The following is a 17,946-nucleotide window of genomic DNA, read 5'->3' on the forward strand; positions in this document are numbered from 1 at the left end:
CATCGCTGCCATGCAGCCAAAGCGTGGGAATACCTGGCCCTGCGCCCCGACGGAAGAGCTGCGGATTAAGCGCCTCATGACCCGGGGATCCGTGATCAGATCAACCCGGCGCTCATGATCGCGGCGACCCTTTTGCCGGACATCTCGACCCTGCTTTTGCTGGTCGTCCTGCTGCTGTCCCGGCGTCGTCAGAAATGAGCCGGGCAGGGCCGCAGGCAATGAAAAAGCGTCGCCGGGGATCAGTCTCCGGCGACGTGCTGCACAAACAGATCGGCAAAGCGCGCCGCGAAACTGCGGGTGGCCGGGCGGGCACTGTCATTGACGTAGATCCCGACAACCGCATCTTCCAGTCGGGGCAGTCCTGCCTCCATCCCGGGGCGGATCAGTCTTTCGGGAACCACGCGTTCGGCAAGAACTCCCAGCCCGAAATCATTGGCGATTGCGGTTTCAAGGCAGGACTGGCTGGGGCTGGAATAGACCATCTCGAAACTGCGCCCGTCGCGCTGCAAGGCGCTGAGCATACTGCGCCGGTAGATACAGCCTTCGGGGAAACTGACCATCCGCAAAGGATCGGTGAAGTCATGCTGCGCTGACCCCGAAACCCAGACCAGTTTCTCGCGCCAGGTCATGAAGGCCTTTTCCGCCGGGCCATCGCTGGTCATCGCAACCACGATATCGAACTGCCCTTCCCGCAGCCCGCGTAAAAGGGCGCAGGACAGGTCACAGACCACCTCAAAGGTAAAACCGGCCTGTTCGGCGGTCAGCTCTGCCATCAGCTTTGGCATGAAGTGATCCGCATAATCGCTGGGGATCCCGAGGCGCAGCTTGCCCCTTTTGTCCCTCCGCGAGATGCGCAGCATCATCTCGTCATTGAGCAAAAGGATGCGGCGGGCATAGCCCGCGACGATCTCGCCTTCCTCGCTCAGATAGACACCGCCCGCCTCTTTCACGTCCCGGCTGAACAGCTGCACCCCCAGCAGATCCTGCAAGCGCCTGATCTGGGCGCTGATCGTCGGCTGGGTCTTGCCCAGCCTGTCACCGGCGCGGGTATAGCCTTTGACATCGATGATGGTGACAAAGGTTCTGAGCAGATCGGTGGGAATGCTGCGCATCAGGTTTGGCCTTTGCATAAAATGCTCTGCGGGGATGCCCGCAGAGCGCTGATGGTCACTCCGGCCGATCATCCCGGACGGGCGCCGGGGGCAGGATCATGCCGGTATGATGTTGTGCTCTGGCCCGAAAGGAAAGCCGGTGATGTTCCCGGCCCCGTTTTCCGACAGCACGACAATGTCATGCTCGCGGTAGCCGCCGGCACCGGGCAGACCCTCGGGGATCGAGAGCATCGGCTCCATCGAGACGACCATGCCGGGCTGCAGCACCGTATTGACGTCTTCGCGCAGCTCGACCCCGCCTTCGCGCCCGTAGTAATGGCACATCACGCCGAAGGAATGGCCATAGCCGAAAGAGCGGTATTTCAGCAGCCCATGGCTGCGATAGATCTCGTTCAGCTCATTGGCGATATCACCACAGCGAGCACCGGGTTTCAGGAGCTCCAGCCCGCGGCGATGGACCTCGCAATTGATCGCCCAGATGCGCAGATGTTCGTCGCTGGCATGGTCAAGAAACATCGTCCGCTCAAGCGCGGTGTAATAGCCCGCGATCATCGGGAAGCAGTTCATCGAAAGGATATCTCCCTTCTGCACCTGGCGCGAGGTGACCGGGTTATGCGCGCCATCGGTGTTGATCCCCGACTGGAACCAGACCCAGCTGTCCATCAGTTCGGCATGGGGATAGGTCTCCGCGATCCGGCGTACCATCGCCTGAGTACCGGCCAGCGCGACCTCATATTCCGGCACCCCCTCGGCGATGACTTTGCGAATGGCCTCGCCGCCCGCATTGGCGGTACGCGCACCTTCGGTGATGATGGCAATTTCCTCGGCGGATTTGATGGTCCGCATCCACATCACGGCCTGGCTGATATCGACCAGCTCAACCCCGGGCAAAGCCTCTTCCAGCAGGGACCGGGTCTCCAGCGTGACATGGTCGAATTCGATCCCGACCCGTTTCGCACCACGCAGGAGCCGGCTCACGCCATGGAAATAGCTGCCACGCTGCCAGTCGGTATAGGTCAGATTATCGCCGAAGGTCCGCCGCCAGGGCTGGCCCGCATCAACCCCCGCCGAGAGGCTGGTCGCCTTGTCATGACTGACGACATAGGCGTAGCGGCGCGCGAAAGAGCAATAGATGAAATCAGCGAAGTAATTGATATTATGGTAGGAAGTCAGCAAGGTTGCATCAAGGCTGAGATCGGCCAGGATCTGACGCAGCCCGCTGATACGGCGTTGCATCTCGGCCTGGCTGAAGGTGCCCTGAACTTTGTCGCCATTGTGCATGTTCAGCAGACGGGGCAGCTCGCCCTGCGGGGTTTCCGCGTTCATTCCGATCTCTCCTCGATATAGGGGGCCAGAGTCTGGCTGCAGCGATCTGGCAGCAGGGCCGCACGAGATAGAAATTGAAATCCGGCATGACATCATTGATGCGGTCGATTTGTCCTGAATAACGGATGTCGCCATATTTGGAGCGACTGGCCGGGCGTCAGGCAGGATGGCGCGATGATCCGCCTTTTAGGCGAAAGCCTGGCGCCGGTCTGCGCGCCCGCATTGCGCGACCGCGTGGTGCTGACCCGGCCTGGCACACCGATTCCGTCGGGGCGGTGCCGTCGAAATTAAGACGCCTGTCTCAGTTTCAAGCGGCGCATTCATGTCAATTTCAAAGCCGATATCAGGGCTTTGGTTTCCTCTTGCAGCGGACCCGGAGGCGGTCCCGCGGAGGATGGAGAAATGAGAATACCCGGTACCAACCTGGACCATGACACTGATTTCGCAGAAAAACTTTGCGTGAGCATGCGTGCATTGGCGATCAGCGTCTCGCTGATCACAACGCGCGATGGCGATGGCAACCTCTAGGTATGGCGGTGACCAGCGCCAGTTCCCTGTCGATGGACCCGCCCTCGATGATGGTTGCGGTCAATCGGAATGCATCCTCCCATGCGGTGATCCTGCGCAGCAGGGTTTTCTGTCTCAACCTGTCAGATGGAGATGCCGGATCTCTTCTGCAGCAGCGAAAAGCGCGATCTGCGGTTTTCTTCGCCGGAATGGAAGACCGGCCCGGACGGGCTGCCCTATCTTGAGACCGCGATCTCACCCGGAACGACATCAAGGCTGACGCCGTGCACCTTCTGGGCCACGGTCAGGTTTTTGATCTGCAAGAGCGGCGCGGCATCGGGGTTGCGTTCGGGATGGGCGTTGCTGTGCAATTCATGACCGACGATTAACGCCACGAAGCTCTCGCGCGTCAGATCCGCCATGGCCCCGGTTTCCACGAACCAACCGTCGCGGAACACGCTGTACCTGTCGGCAATCCCGAACAGCTCTTCGAGGCGATGGCTGACATAGATGATCCCGACGCCTTTTTTCTGCAGGCGGCGGATCGCGTCGAAAAGGATATGGCTCTCATGTTCGCCAATGGCCGAGGTCGGCTCGTCCATGATGACGATCTCAGCCTCGCGCGAGATGGCGCGGGTGATCTCGACCAGCAGCACCTGGGCCAGGCTGAGATCCGCTGGCCGGGGTCGAGGTTGAAGCCCACCTCGTCGATAACCTTGCGGGCATCGCGCATCAGGCAGGCGTGATCCACCACGAACCCGGCGCGGCGCGGCACCCGGCCGAAACGGGTCGCTCTGGTCAGGGCCGACACCCGTCGGACGGGTGGCCGTCTGCCGGGTGCGGCTTTCGGGATCGAGGCCCTAGGCGCAGGTGACGGACCTTGCAGCTTCTGTCTGCATTCATGAAATCGGCCTGTTTGTTTCCACCCGGAAGCGTCTCTGTTGCACAAATCTGCTGATGGCAGGACTTTCCCCCGCCCCGGACAGACTTATCCTGCGTATTCAGTACCGTGCTGATGCCGGGAAGGGTGAGGCCCTTTCGTGCCGGCAGGGCTTCGATAAGGCGCCGCGCTACCGGCCGACATATCGTGCAGGGCTGTCCCCCATGATCCCTTTGAACATGGCGATGAAAGCGGAGGCGGTTGCATAGCCAAGATCGAGCGCGATGGTCTCGACGCTGACATCCTCCTGCAGCATTGCGATGGCGCGAACCGCACGCTGCCGGTTGCGCCATTCGGTCAGGGGCATTCCCAGATCGCGTTTACACAGACGAAGCAGCGTCCGTTCACTCAGGCCGAATGATCGGGCAAGTGTGGCGGTGCTTCTCCGATCCGACGGAGCGTCATGCAACGCGGCCAGCAGCCGTTTCAAAGCGGGCTCGTCGCTGTCGGGCAGGAAGCTCTGGGTCACAGGACAGCGCTCCATCTCGTCGACCATCACGCGCAGCAGTCGGGCTTGCTGCGGTGTGTCATCGAAAGAGGCCAGTTCCAGCCGGTCGAGCATTGCCCGGAGCAAAGGGGTTACGCGCAGGGAAACCGGCACATCGGGCATTCCTGCGCAAAGGGACTGATCGATATAGATCGAGACATGCACCGTGGCCTTGCGATTATAGCCGACCTGATCGGCCCCGGCAGGGATCCAGAACGCCATATGCGGCGGCGCCAGCAGCACCTGGCCGCCGGTTCGCAACTCGGTCACGCCACTATAGGAATAGACGAACTCTCCCCAGGCGTGGCGCATGAAAGGATAGGTCCCGTTATCCGGCATGGCCTCGACCCGAAACCAGATCGGGGCCGGAAGCGTGACATGTCCCGGAGGCTGGCGGAGATGCGGCGGTTGCATGATTGGCAGATTCCCGGAATGGAATGGCGGATAATCACTATATGCACCAATATCGCCAGAGGTAGACAAGGCAAGTGCTTTAACGAACGGCCCCTCCCATGAAACGACCGATTGACCTTACCGCCCTTGGGCTGATGATCCTGCTTTGCCTCACCTGGGGCCTGCAGCAGACCGCGATGAAACTTGCAGCTCCGGGCATCGACCCGATGCTGCAGATCGGGTTGCGCTCTGCCATCGCGGCGGCACTTGTCTTTGCCATCAGCCGACTTGTCCGCCGCGACCGCTGGCTGCCCCGGATTTTCGCGGGCCCAGGCCTGCTGGCAGGCACGCTCTTTGCGCTGGAGTTTCTGCTGGTGGCCGAGGGGCTGCGCTGGACCACGGCATCGCATATCGGGGTATTCCTTTATACGGGGCCGATCTTTGCCGCCATGGGGCTGCATTTTGCGCAGCCCGATGAGCGAATGGCGCGCGTTCAGTGGCTGGGGGTGGCGATAACCTTCACCGGAGTGGCGGCGATCTTCCTTTTGCCAGAGCTGCGCGGCAATCAGCCCCTCGCGCCGTCGATGATTGTCGGTGACCTGCTTGGCCTTGGTGCCGGTATTGCCTGGGGGCTGACGACGGTCGTTATACGCACCTCGCGCCTTGCCAATGCGCCTCCGGCCCAGACGCTGACAAACCAGCTTTTCGTGGCGGGCATTGTGGCCCTTGCTTTCAGCGCTCTGACCGGACGCCTCGGGATGCAGCCCCGCGCTGTCGATCTCGTGAACCTTGGGTTTCAGACCATTATCATCTGCACCGTCAGCTTCATGATATGGTTCCGCCTCCTTCAGGTCTATCCCTCCTCCCGCCTCGGCGTGCTCAGCCTCATGACGCCCGTCTTCGGTGTGATGTCAGGTGCGCTGCTGCTGGGCGAACATCTGACGCCGGACTTCCTCTTTGGCGGCGCATTTGTGCTTCTGGGGATGCTTACGGTCCAGGCACATGACCTGCTGGCCCGTCGTCGCGGCCTGAGCCAGGGGCATGCCTGAACATGCTGATCGCCTGATCAGTTCTGCCATCGTCATGATCGCAGCCCCGTCGCGCGGGACTGCGATCATGACACCCCGTCAGCGCTCGCCGGTTTCGCACGCGGCAGGCCGGTCCATGCAGCGCGCGACCCAGGCCTGAACCGCGGGTGTTGCGGGCAGGGCCCGTCGAGCGCCGGTTTCCGCGGGTGCGGCCATGCCGCACTGGTCGAGGCCGACCGGCGGGAAGGGGTCGCGCGTTCGGCTGCACGAGCGACTGGCATGCTTGCTGCAAGTCTGATCGAATGTCTTTGATGGGCTCTGAGTGTCGATCCCGGCGGGCTGACCCCGCCCGTGGCACCGGACCGGGAGGTGGCCAGGTCTCACCTTTGAATATCGCTGCCGGGACCGCTTCCCAGAAGACTCAGTTTTCTGTGGTTTCGTCCGAAGCGCCGGAAACGGCGGCAGCAATGCCCTCCATTCCCCTGGTGAAATCAATGCCGACCTCCTTGCCGAGAGCCGTCAGAATGGGCATGGCAACAGCGTTGCGCTGCATGCCGGCCATCACCTGATCCACAATGCCGTCGCCGCCCTCGGGTGCACTGCCCGCAGTGGTGGCGCCATTGCCGGACATGCCAGTGATCTGGTTGATGCGGAAGGACTGAATATGACGCGCCGGCTCTGCCATCTCGCGGATGATTGCGGGCAGTGCCTCGATCTTTGCCAGCCGCAGCTTGAAGTTCATCACGTCTGGCGACAGTGAGTTTTCTGCCTCCACCTTCGCGCGGATCGTGGCCGCTTCGGCCTCGCCCTTTTCGCGTTCGGCATCTGCCGCGATCTTGATCGAATCCGCCTCGGCGCGGGCGCGGGCGATAATCGCCTGGGCCTGATCCTCGGCCGCCTCGCGCTCCACCCGCGCCCGGACCCGGACCGAGGTGGCAGATTTCTCGGCTTCCTTTTCGGCGTCGAGGATCTCGATGGCCTTCTCGCGCTCGGCAATTGCGGTCAGGCGTGCCGTGTTGATCGCCTCTTCGGCGGTGATCGATTCAGCACGCGCCAGCGCGGCCTGCGCCTCGGCGCGGCTTTGCTTTTCCGATTGCAGGGCCACGCTGGCCTTCGATTCCTGAACCGCGATCTGCAGCGCCAGATCCTGCTCGATCTGGGCCGTGCGCACGCCGCGCTCGCGCTCGATCCGCGCCACCTCCTTCAGGCGTTCGGTCTCTTCGGCAATGCGGGCCTGTTCGCGGGCCGAGCGGGCCTCCATCTCGGTCACCGCGATCCGCTGCACCTGGGTCGCTTCGGCCTCGACCCGCTCGACCTCGAGCTTCTGGATACGGTTCGACTGCTGCGTGCGCGCGATTTCCAGCGCAGCGGCTTCCTCAATGACGACACGTTGTTTCTTCTGCTCGGAAACGATGGCCGCGCGGGCGCGCATGCCGGTCACGTCGAAGGTGTTGTTCTCATCCAGCTTGCTGATTGGCGTCTCATCCAGCTTGGTCAGCGCCACGCTTTCCAGCTCCAGCCCGTTGGGGCTGAGGTCATTGTTCAGCGTCTGCTGCACCTTCTGCACGAAGCTGGCCCGCGACTGGTGCAGCTCGATCAGATCCATGCCGGCGGTGATCGCCCGCATCGTATCCTGCACCTTGCCTTCCAGCAGGCTGCGGATCGCGCCCAGATCATTGGTGTTCTGGCCCAGCGACTGCGCCGCACGGGCGATGGCATCGGTATCCGGCGCCACGCGGATGAAGAACTGCGCGGCGGCATCGACGCGGCGGCTGTCCTTGGTGATCAGCCCATCGCCGCCATCCACCGTGATCGTCATGGTCTTCATGTTGACGCGCAGCAGGTCGTGCAGCCCCGGAAGGACAATGATCCCGCCGCCCATCACGACCTTCAGACCCCCTGCCCCGGTCCGCACCAGCGCCATTTCCTGCGTCGAGCGGCGGTAAAGGCGCACCATGATCAAGCCCAGTACGACAAGCGCCAACAAAACGACGGCACCAGGGATAAGCAGGGCGAGATAGGCATTCATGGGCAATTCCTTTCACGTAACGGCGGGGCAGCTTCAGTTGAGAGAAACGATACGCGGCTGGCGATCGCGGGTCTTGACGATCAGCACTTCGCTGCCTGCGGGGATGATATCACTATCACGCAGCGGCTCGGCCATCAGGCTGTGGGTGGTCCCATACATGTCACGCCAGCGCACCTGCGCGGCATCGCCGCGCCGGGCGTCACCGATCACCACCTGCCCACGCCGCCCGTTATAGGTCTGCGCCGAGATTGCGTGGGATTCAAAGGATGGAATGAGCCGGGCAGCGACCCCTGCCAATCGCCCGCCCAGCAGCAGCCCGGGCACGAAAGCGATTGCCACCGCGATGGCTGGACGGAACATGGCTCCGGACAGCGAGTCCGAAACCAGCTGCAACGCGTAACCGCAGGCAGAGATGCCGGCAGCGATGCAGGTCAGTGATACCAGCAACGGCCCCTTGCCGATGCCGACGAGCAGCAGCAGCTTCCTGAACGGCGAAGGCTTTGCGCCCGCCAGTTGCGAAGCTCTCTCCGGCGGCAATTCGAGCAAGGCCAGTTCATGTGGGCTGAGAAGGCCCTCGCCCGCTGAGGGCATAAGATCCGCCCCGGCGTCAAGGCCAGGGTCCACATCGATCCCCTCGCCTGCGGCATCAAACTCGATGTTACTCGAGAAGCCTGCCATCACCAGCGCCAGTTCGATGACAAGGAGAATGACAATAAAACCTGCCAGAACAGAAAAGGGCCTCAGTCCCTCGGCAAGTAAAAAATCCATCTGTTCGTCTCTGCGGTAAAATTCCGACTATTATGATGCGTTTCCGGATCAAAAGCAACGCGGCCAGGACGCGGTGCGCGACCTGGAAGTCGTTATGGGCCCAGGCCATGACGGGAGGACAGGGTCCATGATTCTTCATGGCCTGATGCCTGTCCGATCACGGCCCCACCCAATGGAGCGAGATTGTGAACCATTCCTCACCGCGTTCTTTGCCGTGAAAAAGGTGGAGTAAGTCAAGCGGCGAAGCCAGCGCAAGCACCCGTCAGCCTGAGAATTCGACACTGCGCCGCAATGGAAGACCTGGTGCTGACATGGAATACCACTCGGCCAAAGACTGTCCGCCTGGCTGGCAAATCACGGCCTGGGCTTGGCCGGCACCAGATGCGCGGCTGCTTCCGGAGATGCGGCCATGCAGCATCGGCGTGGCCGACCGTCCGCAAGGGGCCGCGCTTTACGCTGTGCTCACGAAGGGCCGCGACATGCTGCGGCCTGCCTGAAGGTCTGACATGAATTTATCTTCTGTTATCACTGCGGTCAGGAGTACCGGGCATCAGTAACCCAACCAGCGCAATACATCTCCTGCATCATAGCTTTCCCGATCACCGCAATCCGTTACAAATTCCGCAATGCCTTCTTCCCGGAAGACACCATGCGTTTGAATCCCCCGGCAGAGCCCGCGCCTCAGTGATGATCATGCCCTCGGGGCTCTCCGCCTATGTCATCAGCTTTGCTCCCGGACCAGGCGATCCGCGGCCTATTTTGCCGCAGCGACCCAAGTCGGCGCTCCGCAGGTCACCTCCAGCGCCATGAGCCGTCGTGCGGTGGCCACATCGTTCATGGCTGTTCTGCACAGTCGCCCTTCCAGGGGAACCGCGCGGCTGGCAGCCACCGCTGTCCTGGACCTGCTCCACACCGAACACGCGCAACAGGGCGTCGGGGCAGATGCGACCATGGCTGAGGTCTCCGAGCGGGGGCTTGCCGAATGTGCGGGTCAATGGAAGCCCGCAACGCAGATCAGCCAAGGGCATGGGGTCAGGACACATATCCTGCCCGGCCTCGGCAAAAGGCCTGTACCCGGCAAGATCTGATGTGCGGCAGGCTTCACTTGCCGTTGACCAGTCTGCGGCAATCTGCGATTTCCTGCGCCCGATCTCTAGTGAGGGCATCATGCAAGAGAAACCAGGCGATTGCGCCGAGCAGGAATTGCTGACCCTGATCCGAAAGCTCCATGCCGAACTCGGCCCTGTCCCGCGCATCCGCCTGTCGGTTGTCGGTCGCGGACGCGGGCTCGACGTGGCGCGGCTGCTGGTCGGGCTGAAAGCGGCGGGCCTGGTCGAGGAATATGAGACAAAGCCGGGCTGGTTCGGCTGGCTCCTTGGCAAGCGGCGCGAGATGGTGCTGCGCCCGCTGACGGTGGCAGTTGAATCTCCCGCGCCGCAGCCCGGGCCGATACTGGACGGCGCTTCGCGGGAGGCCGGCGAAACACCGGCTGAGCATTTGGATCCGGTCCCGCTGACAGCCCGGACTGCGGCGGAGGCGGCCCTGCCGGAACCGGACCCCGGGCTGGTCGCCGAACCGGTGCCCGAACCCACACCGATGGCACCCTCAGAGCCCGCTCCCCTGCCGGCCGCCAGGGCTATCGAGTCAACGCCTTCCGTTCATGCTGCAGGTCAGACCCGCCCCCGCCCGGTGCCTGCCGGCTATGCCGATGATATCGGCGGTGTGCCGATGGCATTCCAGGCCGCGCAGCTGAGCGCGTCGCTCGACCCCGATCTGCTGGAAGGGCTGCGGGACTTCCTCGTCACTCTGGGCATAGAGCTGACCTCTGCCGGAGAGGCGCTTGTTGCTGATCGCCTGAACCGGGGCGCATCAGCGGGTGACGCATTGATGCAGCTTGTGCTTTTCGCCTTCGCCCATATGGCGCGGTTCGACGAGATCTCTGCCAGCCCCGCAGACCCGGCAGAGCTGCGCGACTATACCCATGCCGTTCTGACCGAGCTGGAACGGCTGTGTGATGCCGGTGAGATCAGTGAAGCCCGCTTTGACCAGGACCGTCACGAGATCCGGATCCTTGCCGACAGCAGTGCCGATCGCGCACCGCTGATCGAGAGGCTGTTCATGGATCCTTTCGGCGGCATGGCCCCGCCGGCGCTGCTTCCGGCCGAGCTGCGCGGCGTCGAGGAGTTTGAGGAAGACGATACCCTCAGCTGAAACACCCCCTGCGGTTCGCTCCGGGCTTGCCGGCCCCGCTTCGCACCCCGCCCGCCTTCATGCGTGCGGTGGTATTTCCGCGCTCCGTAAAAGACGCGAAACCAATCGGGAGAATACCGGAATTCGATGTCTGGAGCATGGCTGCCTGAGAGTATCGCGGCTACCAAATCTTCCGCCTCGACCACTCAACTGCCTGGCTGTTAAAGATTTATCTTCGGGGATGTCTGGATAGTCATCTGCATCTTTCGGCAATGACTCTAAGAAAGCCCCCCGGCCCTGGCACATACCGCCAATGCCGACAGCCAGATTTGTGATACCTGTTTCGGGCCTTCTGCCTGGCAACTGTGTCTTTCGATGCGGCTGAACCTGCCATGGGGCGCCGGTTTCGTCTGCTCGCCCTCGATGCGGATCATCGCGCTTTCGGCCCCCTGCCCGTCCGAGGTGGTAAGGAGGCTGGCCCGGAACAGATCCCCTGTCGGAGGCGTTGTCCAATGGCGCATCAGACAGAGCGGCTGACTTTCGCAGATCTGCCTTGGTGAACTGAAGGCACCACAGCCCCAGCAGCGCATCGACGAGGCCGCTGTCCCGCACATAGACTTTCGGGGATTTCACCAGCCGCTTGCCCTGGTTTTCATGCCAGGGCGTCAGCCGCCGCACCAGCATCAGATCCACCAGCAGATCCAGGTGGCGCCCGACCGTCTGGCCAGACACGCCGAGGCCCTCTGCGATGGCTGCGGCATTGAACAGCCCGGCCTGGCTAGGGCGAGCATGGTCCAGAAGCGGCGCAGGGTGGTGGCGGGAATGCGCGGGCCAAGCGCCGGAATGTCTCTTTCCAGACAGGTGCGCAGGAAATCCTCTCGCCAGGCCAGGCTCGCCCGGTCGCTCGATGCAGTGAAACTGTCCGGAAAGCCGCCCCGCGACCACAGACGGTTCAGCTGCTCACTGCCAAGCTCTGGCAGCAAAAGCGGCGGCATCCCGATATAGCGTACCCTGCCCGCCAGAGATTCCGCCAACTGATGCAGCAGCACATTCGAGGCAGAGCCAGGCAGCAGAAACTGGCCTGTGCGGAACCCTTTGCGCCTGCGGGTGTCGATCTGCCCGCGCAAAGCCGCAAACATACCTTGCAAATACTCCACCTCATGGAAGAATTACAAGGATAGTCACGAAGCGGGCTGGTCCTCAGTGACGATACTGCACCGCAGATTGCGCCCGTATCCATAGGCCACAGCCCGTTCCAAAGGCACCATAAGCCGGCTTGCGATATAGACAGCGAGGAATCTTGACGGCGCAACAACGCGCAATGTTCCATCGTGACCGGGCTCGCCGCCCTTCAGCTGGCTGAACCAGGCAGCATAGGTGCCCGGCTGATCGGCCGCCAGCCGCGCCAGAACCTTGTCCCATGGCGCCGAAGTCGGCAGCATCACGGGCCGGGTTCCGAAATTGACCTGCACCACTTTGGGCGAACTCACCTCTGCCGCAGCCTGCGCCTCTTCGGCCGGGATATGGCGTGCGGACATGCGCGCATCATAATCAGGCCCGACACTGGCCCAGCCCGGCGCCGTCTGGCGATAGATCTCTGCCCGGCACAAACGATAGGAGGCCACCCTGCCCCGCACGCCTGGCCGTGTGATCTCAAGCAATCCGGCGTCGATCAGCCTGCGCGTTTCACGCTTGGCAGTGCGCTGATCCACCGACCAGAGCGCGGCCATCTCGCGCTGCCCGATCGTGACCTCATCCGCCGCCCAGTTATAGCGCGCCGTGACCAGCGCAATCAGCCGCATCATAGTCGCCTGGCGGGTGCCACCGGCAGAAAGGCCATTGACGGCCATCGCTGTCAGAAGATCATATTTCTCACTGCCAGCCCCCGGGCCGGTCAATCGGTGACTTTGCATGATACTGCCCATCTGCCGGATTTGTTCCGATTCCCTCTTGGATCTCAAACTGACACGATCCCGTTATTTGTCAAATGCTTTTCGAAGACGGGATTTTGCCCCTATCAAGAAATTTTAAAGAAATCAGGTATCTTAGGTATAGGGTGTCATCCTGAGTGTCACCCTATCTCACCCGAGGTGTCACCAAATTCTGGATTATCCTGGGCCTCCTGTCACCAAATATAGAGTTTGCCCTTAAAGCCAGCGCTTTCTTGAGCGAATCGGCGCAAAGAACGGGAATTTGCGCTTTTCCTGTTTGGCACAATCTGAAATTCGCGCTATTCACGTTCTAACGAACAACAACGCGAGTTTCAGATGCGCGATTACAGCTATTTGCAGGACATGAACGAGCGCAGCCTTGCGCAACAGGCTGCAGTGCGTCGGGCGACCTTTTCCCCATCAGAGATAAAGACGCTGCGGCCGTTCTCGATCTGGGAGATTTCAACCTTCATGTTCGATGTGCCTGCTGACACATTGCGCAAGAAGCTGGCCGAAGATCCCTCACTGCCACAGGGCACGGTCGAGGATGACGGGCGCCAGCGCTGGTTCTCGCTGCAAGAGATCAATGAGCTGCGGCGGCGCATCCGCTTTCGGGGCCGCGCAATGTTGCCCGAGCGGCCAAAGGGCCGCGCGCTGAGAGTTGCGGTATCGAACTTCAAGGGGGGGGTCGGCAAGACCGTCGTGGCGCAGCACCTGGCGAATGCGGCGGCGCTGGATGGCTACCGCGTGCTGGTGGTCGATTTTGATCCGCAGGCCACGCTGACACATTCGATGGGTCTGGTTGAGGTGAAAGAGTGGAACACGGTCTGGGGCATCATGTGCCGGGACCTGTGCCGTGAGGCCGACCGCATCATGGAAACCTATGACGACCCGGCAGACTGCCCCTACCCCGCCGCCGATGAGCTGCCGAAAGATGTGCAGGAAATCGGTCTGATGCGGGCGCAGGATTTTATTCAGAATACCTCCTGGCCCACCATCGACATCATCCCCTCATGCGCCAATGCAGCTTTTGTTGAATTTGCCAGCGCCCAGTATCGCTCGCTGCATAAGGCCTGGTCGTTCTTTGGCTGTGTCGCGCGCTACCTCGATGAACTGCCTGAAGACCAGTATGACCTTGTGATCTTCGACTGCCCGCCCGCCATCGGTTATCAGTCGCTGAACGCGGCTTTTGCGGCAGATGTGCTCTACATCCCGTCGGGGCCGGGGTATTGGGAATATGACTCGACCACGTCATTCCTCGGCCAGCTGGGGGATGCGCTGCAAGAAATCAGCGTCGGCTTTGAGAAGATCGCATCGGATGCAGGGATCACCCTGCCCAAGGCTTTCCTCGATATACGGCTTCTGATGACGCGGTTTGAGAGCGCCAACCCTTTGCATACTGCGATGCTGGAGGCCTTCCGCAATGTGTTCGGCGCGGATGTTTGCCAGAGCCCGATTGAAATGACCCGCGCAGTCGAACAATCCGGCAGGTTCCAGATGTCGGTCTACGAACAGGACTACCGTGAGATGACCCGCGAGACCTGGAAACGTGCCCGGCTGTCTTTCGACAATGCCTATCAGGAATTCAAGCTTACCGTTCTTGCGGCCTGGAAGGCCCGCAACACCGCAAAGGAGGCCAGGAAGTGACCAGCAAGGGCAATCGTTTCGGGATCTCTCCGGCGGATTTGCCGTCCGCGCCAACGCGGCGCAGCCGTGAGCCGGGCCCGATGGGCGTTGCGGTGCGCGAGAGCGCGGCCAGCGCACAAGAGGCCAGCGAGGGTCTGATCGAGCAGCGCCGCCAGAATGCGACCGATGCCAAAGAGCTGCGGGCGGCGCGGGAAGAGGGCAGGGTGCTGGTCGCGCTGCCGCTGGATCAGATTGCCAGTGATGCGCTGCCGCGTGACCGGCTTGATCTGGATATGGTGGCCATCGGCGACGAGATGGATGAGCTGAAAGCCTCGCTGCGCGAGCGTGGCCAGCGGGAACCGGTCGAGGTCTTTATCGACGCCTCCGGGGCCTATCAGCTGAAGACCGGCTGGCGCCGGCTGACCGCATTGCGGCAGCTGTCAACGGAAACCAGCGATCCGCGCTTTGCGACCATCCTGGCCCGCGTGACAGTCGCTGGCCCTGACCGGGCAGAGCTCTATGTCGACATGGTGGAAGAGAATGTCATCCGGCAAGATCTGACTTTTGCGGAAATGGCGCAGATTGCTGTGCAGCTGGCACAGGACCCGCAAGCCGGGATCAATGGCACGGACGAGGCGGTGTCGCGGCTATTCCGCTCGCTGCACAAGGTGAAGCGGGCCTATATTCGCAGCTTTGTTACGCTGGTCAGCAGCCTCGGTGAGACGCTCGTCTTTCCCAAGGCGGTGCCGCGCGATCTGGGTGTGGATGTCGCGCGCCGTCTTGTGTCTTTGGGTGAGGACAGCGTGGCTGATCTGCGTGGCAGGCTTGCCGCTGCGGCATCCGCAGAGGATCAGACAGCGGTGCTGCGGGCCTTTTTGGTTGCACCAGATGGGGGTGTCGCCAGGTCTTCGCGGCCCGCAGCAGCCGAGCGGCAGAAGTATGAGTTCCACGTTGGCGAGTCTAAGGTTACCGCGCGCAAGGGAGAGTTCCGGATCAAGTCGGCGATTGATTTCGCGTCGGTCGAGCGCCGTGTTCTTGAGCGCGCGGTGAAGGCCTTCCACGCGGCCCTTTCTGCCGGGGACTGAGGCTGCGATCAGGGGGCAGAGGACATCCTGGTATCTGAGCGGGCGATCTTCGGATCGCCCGCTTTTTTGTTACCGGTCGGTAACCGGGGTCTGCGCCGAAGTTACCGGCCGGTAACGCCCTGACGGGGAGATGACGCTGATGCTGCGGCAAATCCTGCCCTTATGATCCGCAGCGCGCCGACCTCCCCGTGCAATCATGACAGCCATACGGCCACGTCATCGTTCACTCCGCCTCCGTGATGCAGACCAGGCAGCCGCCATCACACCCAGCTCTGCCGTGAGTGCGGCACTCGCAACAGCCGGACAGGGACATCCCCGCGGTATCGTCTGGCAATCTGTGGCCTGCATCCTGCCGGAATGCGCCGAAAATGCGCTCGGGCTGGCCTGAAAGCATACGGTCGTTGAGCCAAACGAAAAGAGCTGGTCGCCGCGAGGGGGGCAGCCGCCTGCGCTGCAATGATGCCCGCACGAGATTTGCTCTGACAGGCGGGCATGGTCCGAGGGGTAGGGGCCAGACGATGCGCTTTTCAGATCCGTTTGTGACGCCTGGCCGATTTCACCTATATCCGGACGGTGGAAGGCTGGCTCTGCATTGCCGTCGTGCTGGATCTCTTATCTCGGCGCGCCGCGGGTTGTCCCGTGAAAGCTGATGGGGATGCCTCTCAGGTCATGGATGCTTTTATGATGGCCCTATGGCGTCGAGGGGGGCGATGCGTTGCTCCATCACTCGGACAGTCATTCACTTGATGCCAGTTTCGGGTGGTTTGACACAAACACTGATTGACCGTTCGCCCGGCGGGTGCTGCAGTGCTTTCGGGCGTGATCTGATCCTCACTCTGATTGATCCAACACGTGTCTTTCCCTGGATCTGTTGATCACCCGGGAGCCCCTGCGGGGAGGCCTGGCCTCGAAGATGCTGCCGTGACCCAGGAAGGACATGACCATCCGGTCCCGTGACTGTCCTGTCCCTGCATCCTTCGGCGCAACGAGCGAACAGGCGCCCCAGGAAAGGATAATCGGATGGCAGTGTATCCAGAGGAAACTCATGTCATCGGTGGCGTCGAGACGCACAAGGATTTGCATGTCGCGGCCGTCGTCGACCACCGTAACCGTGTTCTGGGCATCAGCACGTTTGGACCACGCATTCGCGAGGATCATACCCGCGTCAGCGATAGCATTGTCCATGTAGTTCGGGTCAGAGCCACCGGGCGCGACAGTGCCGCCGGAAGCTTGAGCAAAGGTCAGGGGGATTGAAGCCGAAGCGTTCACCAGCTTCGCGCCAAGTGCCGACTTGGTTCAAGATCACGTGGCGCGTGTCGCGCCCCGGATTGGCCTTTTTGCCGAACATGCCGCCCAACAGGCCAGCACCGGCCTGAATAAGAGCGCCACCAATGACAGGATCCATCAGGCGTCACCCCCGTGTCGGCCATGACACCAACCGGCGACCCAACCGGCAGCAAAGACAACGATCATGGCGAAAAGTTCTTCCATCAGGACACCTGCGCCATTTTGATCAGATCAGCGCGGACCTTCCTGGGTTCGATCCAGAACATATCAGCGACAAGCCGAATGGCCCAAGGCATGGGCGTTTTCTGATAGTCGATACCGGCTTCACGCTGGTACTCGAAGAGCCGCCAGAGCGCGTCCCGGTAGGAAGACACAGGCTCTTGAAGCTCTGAGAGGACTTCGAGGCGGGAAGGGCCATCAGTGGCCCTTACAGGCACCCAATTGCAGATGGGATCGCTTGAGATACGCATCAGAGCGCTCCCGCGCAGAAGGCGTTAAACTACGCCGGGAAGAAAGTCGAAACCGTTCCTCCGAGGAAGCCAGGCACCAACGGCACGATTGCCGTGAGCGTTTTGCTAAGTTGTCGGTCTGCCGGAGTTATTGAGACTTCGGTCCATTTGTTTTCAATGGTTTGCCTGCGTCGCATTTCTGAGACTGATTCAGGGTATGTGAGATTGGACACCGATTTGATTCATTGTTTGTGAGACGGCTCGACATCCGCGCACGGAACAGATCATGTCCGATAATCCTGTTGCTGACAAGGATTGGGAAGAGGCCGAATTTCGCGCCCGGGCGCTGGCGGAGCTGCCGGAACGGCTGAGCCCGAGCGCCGTCGAACGGGCTATGCATCAGCTGAATGTCAGCCGATCCACGCTCTTTCGTCTGGTGAAGCAGTTTCGCGAGGACGGGCGGACCAGTGCACTTCTGCGTAATACGCGTGGGCCGAAGCCGGGCATGCATCCCCTCGACCCAGCGGTGGAAGAGATTGTATTCCGCCATTTCACGGGGTTTTATGCCACCCGTCGCAAGCCCACCAGGACGCGGTTCTGGCGCGAGGTTGCCGCTGACTGTCGGGCGCAAGGGTTGACGCCGCCGTCGATCCGCCGTTTGGATCGCTGGCTGGAGGGGCGCGACCAAGCAAAGCTGATGTCCCGGCGAGAAGGCAAGGACAAGGCCGAGCGGCGCCATCTGGCCACGCCGGGAGGTCTCGCTGCGAGCCACCCGTTGGAAATCGCCC

General features: G+C 61.8%; 17 protein-coding genes and 2 pseudogenes. 9 read left to right on the forward strand and 10 right to left on the reverse strand.

All coding sequences use genetic code 11. From position 1 onward, the window contains the following. Window positions 1-239 precede the first annotated feature (239 nt). On the reverse strand, window positions 240-1,130 hold the full coding sequence (locus tag JC607_RS12315; protein ID WP_198837222.1) for a LysR family transcriptional regulator: 891 nt from the start codon (window positions 1,128-1,130) through the stop codon (window positions 240-242). A 78-nt stretch (window positions 1,131-1,208) separates the two neighbouring features. Further along, window positions 1,209-2,438, reverse strand: a complete 1,230-nt coding sequence (locus JC607_RS12320) for a M24 family metallopeptidase (protein ID WP_198837223.1) — start codon at window positions 2,436-2,438, stop codon at window positions 1,209-1,211. A gap of 402 nt (window positions 2,439-2,840) precedes the next feature. Between JC607_RS12320 and JC607_RS26040 the strand changes: the two genes are divergently transcribed. After that, window positions 2,841-2,966, forward strand: a complete 126-nt coding sequence (locus JC607_RS26040) for a hypothetical protein (RefSeq protein WP_370584794.1) — start codon at window positions 2,841-2,843, stop codon at window positions 2,964-2,966. A gap of 50 nt (window positions 2,967-3,016) precedes the next feature. Next, window positions 3,017-3,190 carry a hypothetical protein gene (locus tag JC607_RS26045; protein ID WP_370584796.1) on the forward strand — a complete coding sequence of 58 codons (174 nt, stop codon included), beginning with the start codon at window positions 3,017-3,019 and terminating at the stop codon, window positions 3,188-3,190. On the opposite strand, the gene JC607_RS12330 is transcribed toward JC607_RS26045, so the two are convergent. Next, a complete protein-coding gene (locus JC607_RS12330) occupies window positions 3,182-3,601 on the reverse strand; it encodes a sugar ABC transporter ATP-binding protein (protein ID WP_198837225.1) in 420 nt (139 codons plus the stop codon). The genes JC607_RS26045 and JC607_RS12330 overlap by 9 nt on opposite strands. A 414-nt stretch (window positions 3,602-4,015) precedes the next feature. After that, entirely contained in the window at window positions 4,016-4,786 is a 771-nt protein-coding gene (locus JC607_RS12335; protein ID WP_198837226.1) for a helix-turn-helix transcriptional regulator, read from the reverse strand. A gap of 98 nt (window positions 4,787-4,884) precedes the next feature. On the opposite strand from JC607_RS12335, the gene JC607_RS12340 reads away from it, so the two are divergent. Next, window positions 4,885-5,814: a DMT family transporter gene (locus tag JC607_RS12340; RefSeq protein WP_198837227.1), complete on the forward strand. Its 930-nt coding sequence runs from the start codon at window positions 4,885-4,887 to the stop codon at window positions 5,812-5,814. Window positions 5,815-6,214: 400 nt separating this feature from the next. Here the strand turns inward: JC607_RS12340 and JC607_RS12345 are convergent, their stop codons facing one another. Further along, window positions 6,215-7,822: a flotillin family protein gene (locus tag JC607_RS12345; RefSeq protein WP_198837228.1), complete on the reverse strand. Its 1,608-nt coding sequence runs from the start codon at window positions 7,820-7,822 to the stop codon at window positions 6,215-6,217. 33 nt (window positions 7,823-7,855) lie between these two features. Further along, entirely contained in the window at window positions 7,856-8,590 is a 735-nt protein-coding gene (locus JC607_RS12350; RefSeq protein WP_198837229.1) for an OB-fold-containig protein, read from the reverse strand. A 1,167-nt stretch (window positions 8,591-9,757) separates the two neighbouring features. Here JC607_RS12350 and JC607_RS12355 point away from each other — a divergent pair. Then, window positions 9,758-10,801, forward strand: a complete 1,044-nt coding sequence (locus JC607_RS12355; protein WP_198837230.1) for a hypothetical protein — start codon at window positions 9,758-9,760, stop codon at window positions 10,799-10,801. A gap of 552 nt (window positions 10,802-11,353) precedes the next feature. Here the strand turns inward: JC607_RS12355 and JC607_RS25400 are convergent. Next, a pseudogene (locus JC607_RS25400) lies at window positions 11,354-11,916 on the reverse strand (ATP-binding protein); the annotation flags it as partial. 45 nt (window positions 11,917-11,961) lie between these two features. Next, window positions 11,962-12,693 (reverse strand): hypothetical protein, encoded by a 732-nt coding sequence (locus JC607_RS12365; RefSeq protein ID WP_198837231.1) that lies wholly within the window; start codon window positions 12,691-12,693, stop codon window positions 11,962-11,964. Window positions 12,694-13,047: 354 nt separating this feature from the next. On the opposite strand from JC607_RS12365, the gene JC607_RS12370 reads away from it, so the two are divergent. The 4 genes and pseudogenes from JC607_RS12370 to JC607_RS12380 form a co-directional block, all read left to right on the forward strand. Then, a complete protein-coding gene (locus tag JC607_RS12370; RefSeq protein ID WP_198837232.1) occupies window positions 13,048-14,358 on the forward strand; it encodes an AAA family ATPase in 1,311 nt (436 codons plus the stop codon). Continuing rightward, window positions 14,355-15,422 (forward strand): ParB/RepB/Spo0J family partition protein, encoded by a 1,068-nt coding sequence (locus JC607_RS12375; protein ID WP_370584795.1) that lies wholly within the window; start codon window positions 14,355-14,357, stop codon window positions 15,420-15,422. The genes JC607_RS12370 and JC607_RS12375 overlap by 4 nt, the downstream gene beginning before the upstream one ends. Window positions 15,423-15,968: 546 nt before the next feature. Next, entirely contained in the window at window positions 15,969-16,169 is a 201-nt protein-coding gene (locus JC607_RS25405) for a DDE-type integrase/transposase/recombinase (protein ID WP_370584797.1), read from the forward strand. 273 nt (window positions 16,170-16,442) lie between these two features. Further along, window positions 16,443-16,556: pseudogene (locus JC607_RS12380) on the forward strand (IS110 family transposase); the annotation flags it as partial. Between the two features lie 61 nt (window positions 16,557-16,617). Here JC607_RS12380 and JC607_RS12385 read toward each other — a convergent pair. Both JC607_RS12385 and JC607_RS12390 read right to left on the reverse strand, forming a co-directional pair. Beyond that, window positions 16,618-16,827, reverse strand: coding sequence for a hypothetical protein (locus JC607_RS12385; protein ID WP_198837239.1), 210 nt, complete (start codon window positions 16,825-16,827; stop codon window positions 16,618-16,620). An 85-nt stretch (window positions 16,828-16,912) separates the two neighbouring features. After that, window positions 16,913-17,179, reverse strand: coding sequence for a hypothetical protein (locus JC607_RS12390; RefSeq protein WP_198837233.1), 267 nt, complete (start codon window positions 17,177-17,179; stop codon window positions 16,913-16,915). 265 nt (window positions 17,180-17,444) lie between these two features. Here JC607_RS12390 and JC607_RS12395 point away from each other — a divergent pair. Then, window positions 17,445-17,946, forward strand: a 502-nt coding sequence (locus JC607_RS12395; protein WP_198837234.1) for a helix-turn-helix domain-containing protein, incomplete at its 3' end; no start/stop codon positions are given.

The sequence above is a fragment of the Paracoccus sp. IB05 genome (genome assembly GCF_016405985.1).
Classification (GTDB): domain Bacteria; phylum Pseudomonadota; class Alphaproteobacteria; order Rhodobacterales; family Rhodobacteraceae; genus Pseudogemmobacter.